The organism is Roseovarius sp., assembly GCF_040223625.1.
Classification (GTDB): domain Bacteria; phylum Pseudomonadota; class Alphaproteobacteria; order Rhodobacterales; family Rhodobacteraceae; genus Roseovarius.
Genome location: NZ_JAVKFX010000008.1, coordinates 57,960 through 72,901, shown reverse-complemented (window position 1 = coordinate 72,901; position 14,942 = coordinate 57,960). Strand labels below are relative to the sequence as shown.

16 protein-coding genes are annotated in these 14,942 nt (G+C 67.1%); 11 read left to right on the top strand and 5 right to left on the bottom strand.

Annotated features, from left to right (window positions below; genetic code table 11):
- Positions 1 to 38: 38 nt before the first annotated feature.
- From RLN94_RS02325 to RLN94_RS02305, 5 genes are all read right to left on the bottom strand, one after another.
- On the bottom strand, positions 39 to 1,085 hold the full coding sequence (locus RLN94_RS02325) for a HesA/MoeB/ThiF family protein (protein WP_350130536.1): 1,047 nt from the start codon (positions 1,083 to 1,085) through the stop codon (positions 39 to 41).
- Positions 1,085 to 1,540 carry a dUTP diphosphatase gene (gene dut / locus RLN94_RS02320; protein WP_350130535.1) on the bottom strand — a complete coding sequence of 152 codons (456 nt, stop codon included), beginning with the start codon at positions 1,538 to 1,540 and terminating at the stop codon, positions 1,085 to 1,087. Before dut ends, RLN94_RS02325 begins: the two co-directional genes overlap by 1 nt.
- A gap of 51 nt (positions 1,541 to 1,591) precedes the next feature.
- Positions 1,592 to 2,785: a bifunctional phosphopantothenoylcysteine decarboxylase/phosphopantothenate--cysteine ligase CoaBC gene (coaBC, locus tag RLN94_RS02315; RefSeq protein ID WP_350130534.1), complete on the bottom strand. Its 1,194-nt coding sequence runs from the start codon at positions 2,783 to 2,785 to the stop codon at positions 1,592 to 1,594.
- Positions 2,786 to 2,849: 64 nt separating this feature from the next.
- On the bottom strand, positions 2,850 to 3,614 hold the full coding sequence (locus RLN94_RS02310) for a ChaN family lipoprotein (protein ID WP_350130533.1): 765 nt from the start codon (positions 3,612 to 3,614) through the stop codon (positions 2,850 to 2,852).
- Entirely contained in the window at positions 3,611 to 4,444 is an 834-nt protein-coding gene (locus RLN94_RS02305) for an RNA polymerase factor sigma-32 (RefSeq protein ID WP_422030893.1), read from the bottom strand. Before RLN94_RS02305 ends, RLN94_RS02310 begins: the two co-directional genes overlap by 4 nt.
- Positions 4,445 to 4,597: 153 nt before the next feature.
- On the opposite strand from RLN94_RS02305, the gene cobU reads away from it, so the two are divergent.
- The 11 genes from cobU (at position 4,598) to RLN94_RS02250 (ending at position 14,942) form a co-directional block, all read left to right on the top strand.
- On the top strand, positions 4,598 to 5,119 hold the full coding sequence (gene cobU, locus RLN94_RS02300; protein ID WP_350130531.1) for a bifunctional adenosylcobinamide kinase/adenosylcobinamide-phosphate guanylyltransferase: 522 nt from the start codon (positions 4,598 to 4,600) through the stop codon (positions 5,117 to 5,119).
- Positions 5,116 to 5,688: a histidine phosphatase family protein gene (locus tag RLN94_RS02295; RefSeq protein WP_350130530.1), complete on the top strand. Its 573-nt coding sequence runs from the start codon at positions 5,116 to 5,118 to the stop codon at positions 5,686 to 5,688. The genes cobU and RLN94_RS02295 overlap by 4 nt, the downstream gene beginning before the upstream one ends.
- A gap of 59 nt (positions 5,689 to 5,747) precedes the next feature.
- The gene (locus RLN94_RS02290) at positions 5,748 to 6,638 is read left to right on the top strand and encodes a glutathione S-transferase (protein WP_350130529.1); all 891 of its coding nucleotides are present in this window, start codon (positions 5,748 to 5,750) and stop codon (positions 6,636 to 6,638) included.
- A gap of 66 nt (positions 6,639 to 6,704) precedes the next feature.
- Entirely contained in the window at positions 6,705 to 7,277 is a 573-nt protein-coding gene (locus tag RLN94_RS02285) for a helix-turn-helix domain-containing protein (RefSeq protein ID WP_350130528.1), read from the top strand.
- 8 nt (positions 7,278 to 7,285) lie between these two features.
- A complete protein-coding gene (locus tag RLN94_RS02280) occupies positions 7,286 to 7,675 on the top strand; it encodes a GFA family protein (protein WP_350130527.1) in 390 nt (129 codons plus the stop codon).
- Complete coding sequence (locus RLN94_RS02275; RefSeq protein WP_350130526.1) at positions 7,672 to 8,040, top strand: GFA family protein; 369 nt, start codon at positions 7,672 to 7,674, stop codon at positions 8,038 to 8,040. Before RLN94_RS02280 ends, RLN94_RS02275 begins: the two co-directional genes overlap by 4 nt.
- Positions 8,037 to 8,423 (top strand): GFA family protein, encoded by a 387-nt coding sequence (locus RLN94_RS02270; protein ID WP_350130525.1) that lies wholly within the window; start codon positions 8,037 to 8,039, stop codon positions 8,421 to 8,423. The genes RLN94_RS02275 and RLN94_RS02270 overlap by 4 nt, the downstream gene beginning before the upstream one ends.
- Before the next feature lies 1 nt (position 8,424).
- Complete coding sequence (locus RLN94_RS02265) at positions 8,425 to 10,869, top strand: GcvT family protein (protein WP_350130524.1); 2,445 nt, start codon at positions 8,425 to 8,427, stop codon at positions 10,867 to 10,869.
- Positions 10,866 to 11,492, top strand: a complete 627-nt coding sequence (locus RLN94_RS02260; protein WP_350130523.1) for a LysE family translocator — start codon at positions 10,866 to 10,868, stop codon at positions 11,490 to 11,492. The genes RLN94_RS02265 and RLN94_RS02260 overlap by 4 nt, the downstream gene beginning before the upstream one ends.
- A gap of 37 nt (positions 11,493 to 11,529) precedes the next feature.
- Positions 11,530 to 12,432 carry a homocysteine S-methyltransferase family protein gene (locus tag RLN94_RS02255; RefSeq protein WP_350130522.1) on the top strand — a complete coding sequence of 301 codons (903 nt, stop codon included), beginning with the start codon at positions 11,530 to 11,532 and terminating at the stop codon, positions 12,430 to 12,432.
- Positions 12,433 to 12,494: 62 nt separating this feature from the next.
- Positions 12,495 to 14,942, top strand: a complete 2,448-nt coding sequence (locus tag RLN94_RS02250) for a GcvT family protein (protein ID WP_350130521.1) — start codon at positions 12,495 to 12,497, stop codon at positions 14,940 to 14,942.

Sequence of the window (14,942 nt, the reverse complement as noted above, 5' to 3'; positions counted from 1 at the left end):
CCGGTTCGGCAATGGCACGTGGCGCAGAAGTGAGGGCGTCAGGCGCCTTTCGCCGGGCTGCCGCAGACCGGGCAGTCGGCACGCCGCGACAGGCCGATCTTGCGGGTTTCGCCGAAGAGCGCGTCGTGGATCAGCATCTCGCCCCGCAAGGGCGCGCCCGCCCCGGTTATGACCTTCACCGCCTCGGCCGCCATCATCGTGCCCAGCACGCCGGGCAGGGGCCCAAGCACCCCGGCCTCGGCACAGCTGGGCGCCAGTTCGGCAGCGGGCGCCTCGGGGAAGATGCACTGGTAGCAGGGGGTGCCTTTTACCGTGTCGAACACGCTCAGTTGCCCTTCCCATTGCGACAGGGCGCCGGAGATCAGCGGCTTGCCGGTGGCGTGGGCGGTGGCGTTCGACAGGTAGCGCGTTTCGAAATTGTCGGTGCCGTCGAGGATCAGGTCATAATCGGCAAAGAGCTCTGCCGCGATGTCTTCGGTCAGCTTGCGGTGATAGGGGCGCACCACCACGTTGGGGTTCTGCGCGCGCATCGCGTCGGCGGCGGAATGGGCCTTGGGCCGGCCGATATCGGCGTCGCGGTGGATCACCTGCCGCTGCAGGTTGGAGTTCTCGACGAGGTCATCGTCGATCACCCCGATGGTGCCGACGCCCCCGGCGGCGAGGTAGAGGAGCGCCGGGGAGCCGAGGCCGCCCGCGCCGATCACCAGCACGCGCGCCTCTTTGAGCCGCTTCTGCCCCGGCCCGCCGATTTCCCGCAGGACGATATGGCGGGCGTAACGGTCAAGCTCGGCCTCGGAAAAGAGGCCCTTGCGCTCGGGCTCCGGCGTACCTTCCGCCCTTTGCCGCAGGGCGCGCAGCCCCTTGCGATAAACCAGCACCAGCGCCACGAAGCCGGCCAGCAGCAGCCACAGCGCCGGGCTTTCCCCCGTCGCCATCCGCAGCGGGTGGCCACCGGGCAGGACGAGGTGCAGCAGCACCACCCCGAGCCACAGCATCAGGATCATGCCCCAGCGCAGCCGGTGCGGCGTGCCGAGCATCGCGCCCAATCCCCAGAGCGCCGCCGCGATGACCAGCACCAGCAGCATCAGCCGGCCCCGGTCGAGCCGAACCCGCCCGCCCCGCGGGAGGTGTCGTCGAGCCTGTCGGCCAGTTCGAACGTCGCCGAAACCACCGGCGCCACCACCATCTGGGCGATGCGCATGCCGTGCTCGATGCGGAACGGCTCCTGCCCCGCGTTCATCACGATCACCCCCAGCGGCCCGCGATAGTCGGCGTCGATGGTGCCGGGGCTGTTGGGCAGGGTGATCCCGTGCTTGAGCGCCAGCCCCGAGCGCGGGCGGAGTTGCACCTCGTAGCCTTCGGGGATCGCCAGCCGCAGCCCGGTGGGCACCAGCACGCGCGCGCCCGGGGCAAGGTCGACGGCGCCGCGTTCGGGGAAGTTGGCGCGCAGGTCGGCCCCTGCCGCGCCCGCGCTCTCGTAGGACGGCAGACCAAGGGACCGGTCCGCCCCTTCCTCCCAGACAAACCTGACTGTCACCATGCCCGCTCTTTCATTGTTCCGAAAATACTCCCGCCGGAGGCGTCCTGCCGGTCAGGCCAGCGCATCGGCGATCTTCTGTGCCAGCCGGTCGGCGACCTGCGCCTTGGTCATGCGCGGCCAGGTCTCGGCCCCGTCGGCGGTGATCAGGGTCACGGCGTTCTCCTGCCCGCCCATGATGCCGGTGGCGGGGCTCACGTCGTTGGCGAGGATCCAGTCGCAGCCCTTGCGCTGGCGCTTGGCGGTGGCGTTGTCGATCACGTCGTCGGTCTCTGCCGCGAAGCCCACGACAAGCGTGGGGCGTCCGCTTTCCATGCCCGAGACGGTGGCGAGAATGTCGGGGTTCTCCTCGAACTCGAGCGGGGGCATGCCGCCCCTGGTCTTCTTCAGCTTCCTGTCCGAGGCGCTTTTGACGCGCCAGTCGGCCACCGCGGCGGCGAAGACGGCCGCATCCGCGGGAAGCGCGGCCTGTGTCGCCTCGAGCATCTCGCGGGCGGAGCCCACGCGCACCACCTCGAACCCTTCGGGCGGCGGAATGTCGGCCGGGCCGGTCACGAACACCACCTCGGCGCCGAGACCGGAAAGTGCGCGGGCGATGGCGGTTCCCTGGGCGCCCGAGGAGCGGTTGGCGATGTAGCGCACCGGGTCGATCGGCTCGTGCGTGGGGCCGGAGGTGACGAGCACCCGCTTGCCCGCCAGCGGCCCGGCGCCAAGGCGGGCCTGCGCGGCCGCCACGATCTCCAGCGGTTCGGCCATCCGCCCCGGCCCGTATTCACCACAGGCCATGCCGCCGTCATTGGGGCCGACGAAGGCGATGCCGTCGTCCTTCAGCGTGACGATGTTGCGCTGGGTCGCGGCATGTTCCCACATCCGCACGTTCATCGCCGGGGCGATCAGCACGGGCGTGTCGGTGGCCAGAAGCAGGGTCGAGGCAAGGTCGTCCGCCTGCCCGGACGCCATCTTCGCCATCAGGTCGGCGGTGGCGGGTGCCACGACGATCAGGTCGGCGCTGCGGCTGAGTTCGATATGGCCCATCTCGGCCTCGGCGGTGAGGTCGAAGAGGTCGCGAAAGACCTTTCGGCCCGCCAGCGCCGACACCGACAGGGGCGTCACGAATTCCTCGGCCGCGCGGGTCAGCACCGGTGTGACCGATGCGCCGCGTTCGCGCAGGCGCCGGGTCAGGTCGAGCGCCTTGTAGGCGGCGATGCCGCCGCCGATGATCAGCAGAATGCGTTTTCCAGCGAGCATCCGAACCCCCGGTGTTCCTGTCTGCCCGACAGTAGGGTCTGCCCCATGGCGATACAAGAGCGCCCTACCGGAAGGCCGCGCAGGGGTCGTCGCGCTGGGCCGGCGGGGCCGAGAGCACCTCGTCGAACCCGCCCACAAGCGGCATCTCGTTCTCGGTCTGGCCCACCACGTGCAGATCGAGCTCCGGCGCGGCCAGCGCCAGGGCGGCGGGCATCCCCCAGTCGCGCCGCGCATGGCCATTGCCGGTGATCACCACGACCGGGCCGCCGGTCTCTTCGTGCGCCCGAAGGGCGGTGCGGGCCAGCATGGCGTCGCGCAGGCGCTGGATCCGGACCATGCCGGGCAGCATATCCTCGGGGATGGCGTTGCAATGCGCTTCCATCTGCAGGGCTTCACGGGCCTCCTGCTGATCCTCGGGAAGGGGCCGGTCGAGGCCGAAGCGCGCGGCCTCTCCGCCCATCGGGCCGTCGAAGCCGCCCTCCATCGCCGCGCGCGCCTCTTCCCGGCCGACGCCAGCGCCGTAGATGCGGGCGTCGGGCGCGGCGGCGAAGATCGGGTAGTACATCGCGAAATCGGGCCAGCCGCTGTTGTCCCAGTCGAGCGCCTTGGCCAGCGTCTCGGCGTCACCGCGCAGCTCGGGTGTGACGCGCGCCGCCTGTTCCGGGGTCAGCATCTCGAAGACGAGGGCCGCGGGGGCGATGGCGGTCACCCGTTCAGCCTGGGCCGCGTGGTGGGCCGGGTTGTCGTGCACCTCGCCCAGAACGGAAATGTCCTGTGCCGATGCGGCACAGGACAGCGTCGAAAATATCGCGAATGCAAGGCTTCTCATACGAGAAGGTTCTGCACCTCCGAACCGTGACGTTCAAGGTGCTTGCGCATTTTCTGGAACGCCGCCGCCTCGAGCTGGCGGACGCGCTCCTTGCTGAGGCTCAGCTCGGTGCCGAGGCTTTCCAGCGTGCGCGGGTCGTCGCGCAGCTTGCGCTCGCGGACGATGAAGCGTTCGCGGTCGTTGAGGCGTGCCATCGCATCGCCGAGCCACAGGCGCAGCGCAACGTTGTCATGATCCTTCTCGACCAGTTCGTCGCCGCGGGCGCCGTCATCCTCGATCGTGTCGATCCATTCGCGGCCTTCCTCTTCGGTCGACTGGGTCGCGTTGAGCGAGAAGTCGGTGCCCGACAGCCGGCCCTCCATCATCTCGACATCGCGCAGGGGCACGCCGACCTCGTGCGCGATCATCTCGCGCAGCTGGTGGCCGTCAAGCTCTTCTCCCCGGGCCATCGCCTCGCGTTCGATCCGGGCCTGCACCCGGCGCATGTTGAAGAACAGGGATTTCTGGCTGCTGGTCGAACCGGTACGCACCATCGACCAGTTGCGCATCACGTAATCCTGGATCGAGGCCTTGATCCACCAGACGGCATAGGTGGAGAAACGGACGCCGCGATCAGGGTCGAACTTGTCGGCGGCCTTCATCAGGCCCAGCCCGGCTTCCTGGATCAGGTCGTTCATCGACGCGCCGTAACGGCGGTACTTGGCGGCCATCGAAATCGCGAGGCGCATATAGGCGGTGATCAATCGGTGTAGCGCGGCTTCGTCGCGCTGGTCGCGCCATGCGTAGGCAAGGCTCAGCTCGGTTTCCGCGTCCAGCAGCTCGGCTTTCATCGCGGCCCGTGACATGTCTGTGGGTTGGTCTGCGTCAAGCGGCATAATATTCCCCCTGTAGGGCAGACCTCGGTGATCTGCTCTTTTGTCGACATTCACCCGGTGGTACGGACATAGGAACGGTTCGGATCAATAAAAAGAGGCAGGGGTAAGATGCTTCCGGGGTTGAGCCTTGTACTGGGCGGCGCTGCATCGGGAAAATCCGTTTTTGCAGAAGGGCTTGTCAAGGGTACAGGCCGGAACCTAATTTATTTTGCGACGGCCCGTGCGCATGACGATGAGATGCGCGCCAAGATCGAGCGGCACCAGCGGCTGCGCGGCGCCGGGTGGCGCACGATCGAGGAACCGCTCGATGTCGGCCGCACGCTGGCGGGGCTCAGCGGTGACACGGCGATCCTGCTCGATTGCGCGACGATGTGGCTGAGCAATCACCTGTTGGCGGAGAACGACATCGAAGAGGCCGAGGCGGGGTTGATGGCCGGGCTGTCGCTCTGTGCCGCGCCGGTGGTGATCGTGTCGAACGAGGTGGGCATGTCGGTTGTGCCCGAGAACACCCTGGCCCGCCGGTTCCGCGAGGAGCAGGGGAGGTTGAACCAGAAGCTGGCGGCGAAGGCCGGTTTGGTGGTGAACGTGGTCGCGGGCCTGCCGCAGGTGCTGAAGGGCGAATTGCCGTGAGCCGCCTGCATTGGGTACGGCATGGGCCGACCAATGCGAAATCCATGGTCGGCTGGTCCGACCTGCCGGCCGACCTGAGCGATACGGCGCGGCTGGAGCGCCTGTCGCGGCATTTGCCGGCAGAGGCGGTTGTCGTCTCTTCCGACCTCATGCGCGCGGTGCAGACGGCGGACGCGATTGCCGGCAGCCGGGCGCGGCTCGACCCTGATCCGGAGCTTCGGGAAATCCATTTCGGCGCGTGGGAGCTGCAGGGCTTCGACGGTGTCGAGGACCAGACCCTGCTGCGCGCCTTCTGGGAAACGCCGGGGGATATCTGTCCGCCGGGCGGGGAAAGCTGGAACCAGGTCTCCGCCCGGGTCGACCGGGCCATCGGCCGGGTGCTGAAGGCCTATCCCGGGCGCGACGTGATCGTCGTGGCGCATATGGGCACGATCCTGACGCAGGTGCAGCGGGCGCTTGGCCTGTCGGGCTATGACACATTTGCGCACAGGATCGACAACCTCTCCGTCACCGAGTTGCACTGGCAGGGCAATGGCTGGGAGGCGGTGAGGATCAATCACTGTCCGTGATGAACCACCCCACGAAATAGCGTTTCTTGACGGGTCCGGCGCGGGGTAGCGTGGACGCCATGACATATGACCTTTTCATCGGCGATCGCGCCTTTTCCAGCTGGTCCCTGCGGGGCTGGCTGATGTTCGAGAAATTCGGCCTTCCGGTGCGGACGCACATGGTGGGCCTCTACGACGGGACCATGCAGGCGGACCTGGCCGAGCTGGCGCCCGCGCGGCTGGTGCCGGTGATGCGCGACGCTGATGGCGTGGTGGTGGGCGATACGCTGGCCATGGCCGAGACCCTGGCCGAGCGGCACCCCGAGGCGGGGCTCTGGCCCGCCGATGCGGCGGCGCGGGGGCTGGCCCGCTGGATGGTGGCGGAGATGCATTCGGGCTTCGGCGCTTTGCGCGGTGAGTGTCCGATGCAGTTGTTGCACCGGGTCGAGGGGTTCGCGCCGTCCGAGGCGGTCAGGGCCGATGTGGCGCGGATCGAAGAGCTTTGGGACACGGCGCGGACCCGGCACGGGCACGATGGGCCCTGGCTGTTCGGGATGTATTCGCTGGCGGATGTCTTCTATGCGCCCGTGGCGGCACGGATCGCGGGCTACGGCCTGCCGGTGGGCAAGGCGGCGCAGGCATATGTCGACCTGACGCTGGCGGAGGGGGCATTCCGGCGGTGGCGGGCGCTGGGGCTGACCAAGAGCTACGATCCGGTGCCCTACGACATGGACCTGCCGAAGGCGCCATGGCCCGGCCCGACGCCACGGCCGGCCCGGCCCGTCGAGAGCGGACAGCCGGAGAACGACGCCTGCCCCTATTCCGGCGGGACGGTGACGCATCTGATGGAGACGGAGGGCCGCATCTTCGGGTTCTGCAACGCCACCTGCCGCGACAAGACGGTGAACGATCCGAACGCATGGCCGGCCTTCGTGGCGCTCAGGGATGCCGCGCTGCGGCATGAAATTTAGGTTGAAATTTTCACGGAATCACCGCAGCGTGAAATTATTAACAAATATTTCACAAGAGGTGTTTCCTTGGATCACAGCGACCCCAGCCGCTTGCGCACCCTCGGGGCCGACCTGCGCGCCCTGCGCAAGGCGCGCGGGCGGACGCTGACGGACCTGGCCGAGACGCTGGGCCGCTCGGTCGGCTGGCTGAGCCAGGTCGAGCGCGACCTGTCGGAGCCCTCCATCTCCGACCTGCGCCAGATCGCCGAGGCGCTGGGCGTGCCGATGTCGCTTCTGTTCGGCCATGCCAGCGCCCCGGCGGACGAGCAGGGCTATGTCGTGCGCGCCGGCGCAAGGCGGCCCATGGGCTCGGGCGAGGAAGGGCTGATCGAGGAATTGCTGTCGCCCGACCTGACCGACGATTTCGAGGTCATCCATTCCACCTTCCGCCCCCGCTCGCGCATGCAGACCCCGGCCAAGCGCCCGACGCAGGAGGTGGGCTATGTGATTTCCGGCAAGCTCGACCTCACACTTGGCGGGCGGCAGTTCACGGTGGGCCCCGGCGACAGTTTCCGCTTTCGCGGCGAGGCGTATTCCTGGGCCAACCCCTACGACGAACCGGTGGTTGCGATCTGGGTGATCGCGCCGCCGGTGTATTAGGAGGCGAGATGGTTAACGGCGGGTGTCTCTGCGGTGCGGTGCGGTTTCGGGTGGCGTCGGAGTTGCATGATCCCATTGCCTGTCACTGCAAGCAATGCCGCCAGCAGTCGGGGCATTTCTTCTCGGCGGTCCCCGCGCCCAAGGCGGCGGTGCAATTCGAGCGCGACGAGGGACTGCGCTGGTACCGTCACACCGATATTGCCGAACGGGGCTTCTGCGGGCGGTGCGGCTCGACGCTGTTCTGGCGTGGCGACGAGGGCCCGGACGTGATGGTCGCTATGGGGTCGCTTGACGACACCGGCGGGCTGAAACTGTCCGGGCATTACTGGGTCGATTTCATGGGCGACTATTACGACATCGACGATGGTCTTCCACAGCATGAAGGGGTGGAAACATGACGACGGGACGCTGCCTTTGCGGCGATATCACCTTCACGGTGAACACCAAGCTTACCGATGCCTCGGTTTGCCATTGCGGGCAATGCCGCAAGCAGTCGGGGCATCTCTGGGCCTCGGCGGTGGCACCACTGGCCGAGGTCGAGATCGAGGGCCCGGTGCACTGGTACGAGGCGAGCGGCAGGGCCAAGCGCGGCTTCTGTCCGCGCTGCGGGTCGTTCCTGTTCTGGAAGGCGCATGACGAGGACACGATCGGTATTGCCCTGGGCGCGCTGCACGAGCCGACGGGCATCACGCTGGAGCGGCATATCTTCACCGCCGACAAGGGCGACTATTACGAGATCACGGACGGGCTGCCGCAGAGATGATCACCGGGGCCTGCCACTGCGGCGCCAACGCCTTCGAACTGGCGGCCGGGCCGGGCCCAGTGACCGCCTGCCATTGCGGGCAATGCCGGCGCTACTCGGGGTTTCATGCGGCCAGCATCGACTACGATGCCAAAGACATGCGCTGGCTGCGACAGGGGCATGTGACCCGGTTCACCCATCCGGGCGGCAGCACGCGGGTGTTCTGCGGCCAGTGCGGCACCAAGCTGTGGTTCGAGTATGCCGATGGCGGCCTGAGCCTCGAGGCCGGGGTGATGGACGCCCCCACCGGCGCGCGGCTGGCCGGGCATATCTTCGTCGCCGACAAGGGCGACTTCTACGACATCGCGGACGGGTTGCCGCAACAGCAGGGATGGGAAGCTTAGAATGGCGGATTTTCCGAACACGGCCCGGGTGGTCATCATCGGCGGCGGCGCGGTGGGGGCCTCGGCGCTCTATCACCTCGCCAAGGCGGGCTGGACCGATTGCGTGCTGCTCGAGAAGAACGAGCTGACGGCGGGCAGCACGTGGCACGCGGCGGGCAACGTGCCGACCTTCTCGACCAGCTGGTCGATCATGAACATGCAGCGCTATTCGACCGAGCTTTACGCGCGGCTGGGGGCCGAGGTCGATTATCCGATGAACTATCACCAGACCGGCTCGATCCGGCTGGCGCATTCGAAGGAGCGGATGCAGGAATTTGAGCGCGCCAGGGGGATGGGGCACTACCAGGGGATGGACCTCGACATTCTCGGGCTGGACGAGATCAAGGACAGGTATCCGTTCATCGAGACGCATGATCTGCAGGGCGCGCTCTATGATCCCAACGATGGCGATATCGACCCCGCGCAGCTGACCCAGGCGCTGGCCAAGGGCGCGCGGGACATGGGCGCGCGGGTGCTGCGGTTTACGCCGGCCACCGGCGTCAGCCGCGAGGGTGACGAGTGGATCGTGCAGACGGAGAAGGGCGATATCCGCTGCGACTACGTGGTGAATGCCGCCGGGTATTATGCACAGCGCGTGGGTGAGTGGTTCAAGCCCTATGGCGGGCGGACCGTGCCGATGATGGTGATGAGCCACCAATACATGCTGACCGACGAGATCCCGGAGCTGGAGGCATGGAGCAAGGAGGCCGGCCACAAGCTGCCGCTGTTGCGCGACGTCGACAGCTCCTATTACCTGCGGCAGGAGAAGTACGGCCTGAACCTCGGGCCCTACGAGCGGAACTGCAAGGCGCACTGGCTGCAGCCGGATGACCCGATGCCGGAGGATTTCAGCTTCCAGCTTTATCCCGACGATCTCGAGCGGCTGGAATGGTATGTCGAGGATGCGATGGCGCGGGTGCCGTTGCTGGGTACCGGGGGTGTGAACAAGGTGATCAACGGTCCGATCCCCTATGCGCCCGACGGCCTGCCGCTTCTGGGGCCGATGCCGGGGGTGCCGAACGCGTTCGAGGCCTGTGTCTTCACCTTCGGCATCGCGCAGGCCGGGGGTGCGGGCAAGGTGCTGGCCGAATGGATCACGGAAGGGGCCACCGAGTGGGACATGTGGGCCGTCGATCCGCGGCGCTACACCGATTACACCGACCGCGATTACTGCATCGCCAAGGGCATGGAGGTGTATGGCCACGAATACGCTATGCATTTCCCGTGGCACGAATGGCCGGCGGGCCGTGACCGGAAGCTGTCGCCGGTGCATGACCGGGTGAAGGCTCTGGGCGGCGTGATGGGTGCCTATAACGGGTGGGAACGGGCCAACTGGTTCGCCAAGCCCGGCGACGATACCTCGGACGAGGCCACCCAGACGTGGAACCGCGCGGGCCCGTGGGAGCAGCGGATCCGCGAGGAATGCGAGGCGGTGCGCGACGGCTGCGGCGTGCTCGACCTGCCGGGGTTCACCCGGCTGTGGGTGTCGGGCGAGGGGGCCGATGACTGGCTGCGCGGGTTCGTGACCGGTGGGCTGCCCAAGGTGGGGCGGATGAACCTGGTTTACGTGGCCGATAGGCGCGGGCGGATCGCGACCGAGTTTTCCTGTGTCCGGCTGGCCGAGGACAGCTTCGTGCTGATCACCGCCGCCACGGCGCAGTGGCATGACGGCGAGCTGGTCCGCAACGCGCTGGCCGAGGGGTTGAACGTGCGCGAGACCACGACCGAGCGCGACGCGCTGCTGCTGGCCGGGCCGAAAAGCCGCGAGGTGCTGGAGGGGCTGACCGATGCCGACCTGTCGCTGCCGTGGCTGAGCCACCAGCATTGCACCGTGGCCGGGCAGAAGGCGTTCCTGATCCGGGTGAGCTTTACCGGCGAGCTGGGCTGGGAAATCCATGGCGAGTTCGACGCGATCCCGGCGATCTATGACGCGCTGATCGGGAAGGGGGTGAAGCCCTTCGGGATGTACGCGTTGAACAGCCTGCGGGTCGAGAAGGGGTATCGGGCGTGGAAGGGTGACCTGTCGACGGATTACTCGATGCTCGAGGCCGGGCTGGAGAGGTTCGTGAAGTTCGACAAGCCGCAGGATTTCACCGGCAAGGCGGCGCTTCTGGCCGAGAAGCAGCAGGGTCGGAAGAAGGCCTTCGTGACGCTCAAGGTCGACGCGGGGGAGGCGGACGCGCCCTACATGTCGACCGTCTGGCATGATGGCCAGATCGTGGGCGAGACCACCTCGGGCGCCTGGGGCTATCGCGTTGGCGCGAGCGTGGCGCTGGCGATGATCCGGCCGGAGCTGGCGGAAGCGGGCACGGAGGTGGAGGTCGAGATCTATGGCGAGCGCCGCCGCGCCGAGGTCCAGCCGGACGGCCCGCTGTGGGATCCTGAAAACGAAAGGCTGCGGGCATGAGTATCGAGACCTACCTTCTGTATCTCGGTGTATTGGCGGCCTTCTTCGCGACGCCGCCGGATACCAGCCAGTTGCTGATCATCTCCAACAGCCTGCGCCACGGCATGCGGCGAAGCATGGCGACGATGGCGGGCGATTTGTCGGCCAACGCTTTGCAGATGACGCTGGCGGCCTTCGGCCTGACGGCATTGATCGCCGCATCGGCCGATGCCCTCTGGGTCGTGAAGTGGCTCGGCGTGGCCTATCTCGTGTGGATCGGGCTGAAGCTGATGCTGTCGAAGGGCGGGGCCGAGACCCCGGCGGAGGCAAGGCACGGGCGGCTTTTCCGGCAGGGATTCGTCACCTCCTCGGCTAACCCCTACGCGGTGGTGTTCTTCGGCGCGCTCTTCCCGCAGTTCATCGATCCGGCGCTGCCGGTCTGGCCGCAACTCTTGATCCTCGGGGTGACCTACCTCGTCGTCGACGGGCTGATTTTGCTGCTTTGGGGCTGGGCGGCCACGCATACGCTGGGCCGAGTGAGGCAACTGACCGGCGTCTGGCTCAACCGGGTGTCGGGTGCATTGATGCTGGGAGCGGCGGTGCTGCTGGGCCTGAAAGACCTCGACCGGACGGCGGAACGGTAGAGCCGTTGGAAAAAAACAGGATCGGGGAGAGAGACCCATGACGAAGATCACGTTGCTCGACGGTTCGATCGGGCAGGAACTGGTGAAACGCTCGGGTGATCGGGCCACGCCGCTTTGGTCGACCCAGGTGATGATCGACCACCCCCATATCGTGCGCGAGGTGCATGATGCCTATTTCGCAGCTGGCGCAACGGTGGCCACGACCAACACCTATGCCGTGCTGCGCGACAGGCTGATGCGGGTGGAGTTACACGAAGAGGTGGGGCGGCTGACCGAGACCGCCGTGACCATGGCGCGCGAGGCGCAGCGGCATGCCGGCAAGGGGCTGGTGGCGGGGGCGCTCGGGCCGCTGGGGGCCTCGTACCGGCCGGACTTGTGCCCGCCGGTGGCCGACGCGGTGCAGCTTTACGAGGAGCCGATTGCCAACCTGCGCGACCATGTCGACCTGTTGCTGTTCGAGACGATGGCCTCGGTCGAGCAGGCCGAGGGCGCACTGGTGGCGGCGGCGCAGCATGGCAACGGCCTGCCGGTCTGGCTGGCGGTGACGGTCGAGGACGAGGACGGCACGCGCCTGCGCTCGGGCGAGAAGCTGGACCTGATCGCGCCGCTGGTGGAGCGGCACAAGCCGGCGGCGGTATTGATCAACTGTTCGCCACCCGAGGTGATCGCGGCGGGGCTGGAGATCATCGGGACCTTCGGCCTGCCTTATGGCGCCTACGGCAACGGGTTCACCCGGATCAGCGAGGGGTTCCTGAAGGATGCCCCGACGGTTGACGCGCTGGAGCAGCGGACCGATCTGACGCCTGACGCCTATGCCGGGTTTGCCATGGGCTGGGTCGAGCAGGGCGCCACCATCGTCGGCGGCTGCTGCGAGGTGGGGCCGGATCACATCTCGGAACTGGCAGGGCGGCTTCGGTCGGCCGGGCACGAGATCGTTTGAATTGGACAGAGGCGGCGCGGCTCTTCGAGCCTTGCGGCCCGCCTCGCGAAGGAGAGTGAAAGATGGAGCTTCCCGACAAGGCCCGCGTGGTGATCGTGGGCGGTGGCGTGATCGGTTGTTCGGTGGCCTATCACCTGACCAAGCTGGGCTGGAAGGACGTGGTTCTGCTGGAGCGCAAGCAGCTGACCAGCGGGACGACGTGGCACGCCGCCGGGCTGATCGGCCAGTTGCGGGCCACCGCCAACATGACCAGGCTGGCGCGCTATTCGGCCGAGCTGTACCTCGGGCTGGAAGAGGAGACGGGCGTCGCCACCGGCATGCGGCAGGGCGGCTCGGTCTCGGTCGCGCTGACGAAAGAGCGACTGGAGGAGCTCTATCGCAGCGCCGCCATGGCGCGGGCCTTCGGCGTGCCGGTCGAGGAGTTGAGCCCCGACGAGGTGAAGGCGCGGTACGAGCATATCAACCTCGACGGCGTGACCGGCGGCGTCTGGCTGCCCACGGACGGACAGGCCGACCCGGCGAACATTGCGCTGGCGTTGGCCAAGGGCGCGCGGCAGCGGGGCGCGCTGGTGAAGGAGCGGGTGAAGGTTACCGGCATGTCGCGCGATGGCCGGCGCATCACCGGCGTTGACTGGCAGAGTGATGACGGCGAGGCGCAGGGCCACATTGCCTGCGACATGGTCGTGAATTGCGCGGGCATGTGGGGCCGTGAAGTGGGCCGGATGGCCGGCGTCAATGTACCGCTGCATGCCTGCGAGCATTTCTACATCGTGACCGAAGGCATCGAGGGGCTGGGACAGATGCCGGTGCTGCGGGTGCCGGACGAGTGCGCCTATTACAAGGAGGATGCCGGGAAGATCCTGCTGGGCGCCTTCGAGCCGAATGCCAAGCCGTGGGGGATGAACGGCATTCCGGAAAGCTTCGAGTTCGACCAGCTTCCGGAAGATTTCGACCATTTCGAGCCGATCCTCGAGGCCGCCTGTCACCGGATGCCGATGCTGGCCGAGGCAGGCATTCACACCTTCTTCAACGGGCCGGAAAGCTTCACACCCGACGATGCCTATCACCTCGGGCTGGCGCCGGAGATGGACAATGTCTGGGTCGCCGCCGGATTTAACTCGATCGGTATCCAGAGCGCGGGCGGCGCCGGCGTGACGCTGGCGCAGTGGATGGAGGATGGCGAGAAGCCCTATGATATCGGCGATGTGGATATCTCCCGGATGCACCCGTTCCAGGGCAACCGGCATTACCTGTTCGAGCGCTCGAAGGAGACGCTGGGCCTGCTTTACGCCGACCATTTCCCCTATCGCCAGAAGGCCACAGCGCGGGGTGTGCGGCGCTCTCCCTTCCATGCGCAACTGGTGGAGCAGGGGGCCGTCATGGGCGAGGCCGGGGGCTGGGAACGGGCGAACTGGTTTGCGAAGGACGGGCAGACGCCCGAGTATGAGTATAGCTGGAAGCGGCAGAACTGGTTCGACAACGCGGCGGCCGAGCACAAGGCGGTGCGAGAAAACGTCGGGATGTACGACATGTCCTCCTTCGGCAAGCTGCGGGTCGAGGGGCCGGATGCGGAAGCCTTCCTGAACCATGTCTGCGGCGCGAACCTGTCGGTGCCTGTGGGCAAGATCGTCTATACGCAGTTCCTCAATACCCGCGGCGGGATCGAGGCGGATGTGACGGTGACGCGACTGTCGGAAACCGCTTACCTCGTGGTCACCCCGGCGATGACGCGGCTGGCCGACGAGACGCGGCTGCGGCGGCACGTGGGCGACCGGCGGGTCGTGATCACCGATGTGACCGCCGGTGAGGGTGTGTTGGCGGTGATGGGGCCGAAATCGCGGGAACTGCTGAAGAAGGTGTCTCCCAACGATTTCTCCAACGCGGTCAACCCGTTCGGAACCGCGCAGGAGATCGAGATCGGCATGGGCCTCGCCCGGGCGCACCGGGTGTCCTACGTGGGCGAGCTGGGTTGGGAGATCTATGTCTCGGCCGACATGGCCGGCCACGTGTTCGAGACGTTGATGGAGGCCGGGCAGGATGTGGGGCTCAAGCTTTGCGGGATGCACATGATGGATTCATGCCGCATCGAGAAGGCGTTCCGGCATTTCGGGCATGACATCACCAGCGAGGATAACGTGATCGATGCCGGGTTGGGCTTTGCCGTGGAGTTGTCGAAGGACGACTTCATCGGCAAAGCGGCGGTGGCGGCGCGGAAGGAGAGCGGGCCGGAGAGCCGCATGGTGCAGTTCCTGCTGGAGGATCCCGAGCCACTTCTGTTCCACAACGAACCGGTGATCCGGGATGGGGAGTACGTGGGCTACCTCAGCTCGGGCAATTACGGCCACCACCTCGGCGCGGCGGTCGGCATGGGCTACGTGCCCTGCAAGGGCGAGAGCGCGCAGGATGTGCTGGGGTCCACCTACGAGATCGACGTGATGGGCACCAAGGTCAAGGCCAAGGCTAGCCTGAAGCCGATGTACGACCCGAAATCGGAGCGGGTGAAGGCCTAG